Below are 3,880 nucleotides of genomic sequence, written 5' to 3' on the forward strand. Positions count from 1 at the left end.
TTCATCCGTCAGGGGTGGCCGCAGGCCATGAGCCACTTATCAGAGATCGACAGCTGAGCACCATGCTAGCCAGCCTTTCCGCTGGTCGTTCGACTCCGTAGGTAGCACAAGGATGGGGGTGAATGCCGGCCCATCGGGCTAGTAGCCACGCAACCAGGCGATCGCACCGAGGGCGGCGATGCCGGTCATGATCCAACCGTCGCGGCGCCGGGCCGCCCAGGCGGCCCGTTCGGCCGGGCTCTGGCCGCGCAGCCACGCTTGGTGGGCCAGGTAGTTGGCCTGGCGCCACTCCCAGTAGTGCTGCTGGGTCTCGGCCCGCAGGCGGGCCAGCCGCTCACGCAGGAATCGCTCATCCACGTCGCACCCCCCGAACCAGCATCTCTCAGCATAGCTCAGGTTCAGATCCGGCTGGTCGATCCATGGATCGCCACCAGGCGGCGGCGCTGCTCGGAACTGGCCTCACCCACGCCGCCACGCTCTTGCGGTTGCATCCCAACGCTGACAAGACAGGTAGAACACCGGCGCACCTGCTTTGGGAGCAGCCCGAACAAAGCGCGGTGCGAAGCGGCGTTTGCGCAGGATCGGCGCGGCCGTTCCCTGCCGAATCAGGTGGTGTCGCTGGCGCTACTCCAACTCCAGGGTGGTCACGGCGGACACGCGCCTGAGCGGTGCGCGAGTCGCAGGTCGCGCAGTCACGGACGAGCATAAGGGCCGCAAGATCCTGGCTTTCTGGCTTTGCGCTTCGGCCGCCGTTCCGCGGTAGCCGCGTCGTGCGCCGGTTTCCGACTCAACGAGTCGTGCGCGTGAGCTGCTGTTTATCGGCGGACTGCTATCCCGTGCATGTTGCGGAGGAGGCCGCTTGTGGTGACCGTGCTTTGCGCTCCCGTGTTGGGATCGACGCGAAGGATGGCTCCGGTGCGGTCGGCGACCAGGATGGCGCCGTTGGCCTCGACTGTGACTGCCTGCGGAGCGCGGATCTTGTCGGCTTGCGACAAGACCGTTGGCGGTCCGCTTGTGGGATGGAAGCGCACCAGTTTTTGGTTTCCAGTCCCAGCCGTCGGGTCGCTCGTGACGACGAGGTTGCCGGTGGGCTCGACCGCGACACCGGTGAAGACGAAGCCCGGACTGTCGGCGCGGATCTTGGCGCCTTGGCCGATGTCGATGCGAATCAGACGGTTCGGATCCCCACTGAAGGCATCGTTCGGGTCGGTCACGATGGCGTTGCCGGCCGCGTCCAGCGCAACGGCAAACGGGAAGTCGAACCGGAAGTCGAGCGAGACGGCCCGGTGTTCCCCGTTCGCCGGATTGACGCGCATCACAACGCCCCGCGCCTGACCGGGGCGATCTGTGTAGGTCACCACGACCTGGCCGTCCGCCGCCAAGGCCAGCCCGTAGGGCTGCAGAAACAGCGAGGATGACGACACCTTGGTCTGCTGGCCGCTGTCGGGATCGACGGCGATCAGCCCGCCTGTGCCGAAGGCGGTTGCGTCGGCGACCAGCAGCCTGCCGTCGGCCAAGAACACCACATTCCACGGCACGACGAACATCCCACCTTGCGCCACCGTCGTCACCTGCCCATTGGCTGGGTTCACCGCGAACAGCCCAATGTTTTGGCCGTCGAAGCCGGGGTTGGCCGCCACGATGGTGCCGGGGGGAAGGGCCATGGCAGCCTCCCAACTGCTGGGCGGACCGCGCAGCCGCGGGCCGACCGAGGAACAGTGGCGACGACGCTGTCGGGTGCGCGGTTATAGGACCGGTCGGGTGCCAGGACCACCTCGCCCCCGGCCGCGGCGAGAGGAGTCTCACACGTGGTCGAGCCGCCGGCAACGGGCGAGGGTTGAGACTCGTAGGTTCACCGCCGGGCGCCTGTTGTGCTCCATCCTGGCTCCTGCGGCATCACCCTGCCGCTGTCGTCCCCGCGGGCAGGCCGGGGTGCGGGTGCCAGCGCCAGTCGCGAGAAGGCCACAGCCATCAAATAGTCAGCAAGACCGCGAGATGTTCAGACCTCACGTATTAGAGCTCAAGCACCTATCTTTAGCATTTACGGTACCCAAGCTAACCGCGACAGCTCTGCATAATTAAACCTCCGCCAAGCGATACAGCGGCCGACTACTCAATAGAGAATTTAAAGGTGAACTTTTCTCGATTTTCTTGACGAATCCTCCAGGTGGAGAGAGAATCCGCCGCGTTCGAGCGAGCGGCCGACACCGTAGTCCTCCGCTTCGGCGAGGGGGGCGGCCATGCAATGCCTTGCGTTGACTACGCTTTCACCTCTCTCACCTCCTTCTCCTCCTCGACTGAGGACCTGGGTTCCTTTTAGTGCGCGGGCACCACCGCCAGGGGAAGGATCACTGCAATTAGGGGGAGGTACCACACGCATGAAGCGTTCTATCGCGCGGCTGCTCGTCGTCACCGTCGCCGCATTGAGCCTACTTACCACCTTCGGGGGCACTGCGTTCGCGCAGTCCGGGCACTTTGTCGGCACACCGACATGCACCGACATCGGCACCCAGGTCGAGTGCAGCGGCAAGGTCGCCGGCCTTGGCGGCACGACCTTCACGATCCTGGTGTCGGCGCCGGGCACCGCCACCGTCGAGTGCACCAACCCGGCCGGCAACGTCGCCCCGGGGCAGACCTTTGACACCACCGCGACCGGACAAAGTGGGCCGTTCCCCACGCCGCGGAACGGCCAGGCCCGGTTCACCGTGACGACGGAGGCGCCCGCTGCTCCACCCGGCTCGTGTCCGAATCCGCAGTGGACCGCGGAGGTCGTTGACGTCGAGTTCGGGGACGCCACCATCACCCTCCGAGAGGACGGAGTGGTCTCGGACACGATCACCGTTCCGGTCACCTAGCAGCCACAGGTCAACCTGGCATCAAGGGAGCAGCCCCGTTGCGCGGGCTGCTCCCTTCTGCCCGAGGTCGACTGGCCGTGAAGCGGGCCGCCCCACGCGCGGCTGGCCCCAGCTGACCCTGTCGTAGCTACAACCACGACACCGCGGCCCTGGACCTGACCCAGGTCCAGGGCTGAACCGGCAGGCCACACCTTAGGTTGGAGGTTGGACCCCGCAAGGGTCGAGCCGGGGCCACAGCCCAGGACCTATCGTCGCTCCGGTCGGTCCCTACCATGAGTCGGGTGGTGGCTTGACCACGCCTGGCGAGCCGACAGCAGGCTCGGACCGTAACGATCCCGTACCGGCGACCCGCCAGCCTCCAAAGGGAGGCCGTGGACCCCGGGATCACGGGCCCGAGCCGCGAGACCGGCAGCTGATCTGTACGGCAACGCCAGGAGGGCCCACGAGCGAACTGGACGACTTCCTCACCACGACCCTCGCCCGCCAGCTCGAAGCGAGAAGGCGCTGATCAACGGCGACCCCGGGCCGCGGCTGGCCATATGGTCAACCCAGGACCCGGTGGCCATCTTCGGGGCGGACAAGAGCACCATCGGAGCCGAGGAGGCGCGCCAGGTCTTCCACTGGCCGGCGACGCGGTTCTCGGGCCTCACCGACTACCGCTTCGAGCTGGTGGCCGCCGGCGCCAGCGGGGACCTGGCCTACACCGTTGGCTACGAACACATCACCGTCTCCATCGACGGCGCCCCGGTCGCGCCGTTCACCCTGCGCGTCACCCACCTCCACCGCCGCGAGGACGGCGAGTGGAAGGTCGTCCACCGCCACGCCGACCACCCCACGACCGGTCAGCCCCCTTGCGCTGATGCAGCGACGGAGTAGGCATCACGGGGCAGGGTGATCAGCTTCGGTCGACATCCTCGTGTCACCCCATCCCCAAGTCCCTTGGCACTCGTACCGACCACCTGGAGTGACTACCAGGGCGGGCTCAGATTGCCTCCGAAGGCGGCGCGGACCGCAGGTCCGCCAAG

Annotated in this window: 4 protein-coding genes; 2 read left to right on the forward strand and 2 right to left on the reverse strand. The window is 66.9% G+C overall.

From position 1 onward, the window contains the following. Window positions 1-138: 138 nt before the first annotated feature. Both VF468_01900 and VF468_01905 read right to left on the reverse strand, forming a co-directional pair. Entirely contained in the window at window positions 139-357 is a 219-nt protein-coding gene (locus tag VF468_01900) for a hypothetical protein (protein ID HEX5877073.1), read from the reverse strand. A 458-nt stretch (window positions 358-815) separates the two neighbouring features. After that, window positions 816-1,664, reverse strand: coding sequence for a hypothetical protein (locus VF468_01905; GenBank protein ID HEX5877074.1), 849 nt, complete (start codon window positions 1,662-1,664; stop codon window positions 816-818). A 714-nt stretch (window positions 1,665-2,378) separates the two neighbouring features. On the opposite strand from VF468_01905, the gene VF468_01910 reads away from it, so the two are divergent. Next, window positions 2,379-2,855 (forward strand): hypothetical protein, encoded by a 477-nt coding sequence (locus VF468_01910; GenBank protein HEX5877075.1) that lies wholly within the window; start codon window positions 2,379-2,381, stop codon window positions 2,853-2,855. Window positions 2,856-3,392: 537 nt separating this feature from the next. After that, entirely contained in the window at window positions 3,393-3,731 is a 339-nt protein-coding gene (locus VF468_01915; GenBank protein HEX5877076.1) for a nuclear transport factor 2 family protein, read from the forward strand. Window positions 3,732-3,880: the final 149 nt, after the last annotated feature.

It is taken from the genome of Actinomycetota bacterium (assembly GCA_036280995.1).
Classification (GTDB): domain Bacteria; phylum Actinomycetota; class CALGFH01; order CALGFH01; family CALGFH01; genus CALGFH01.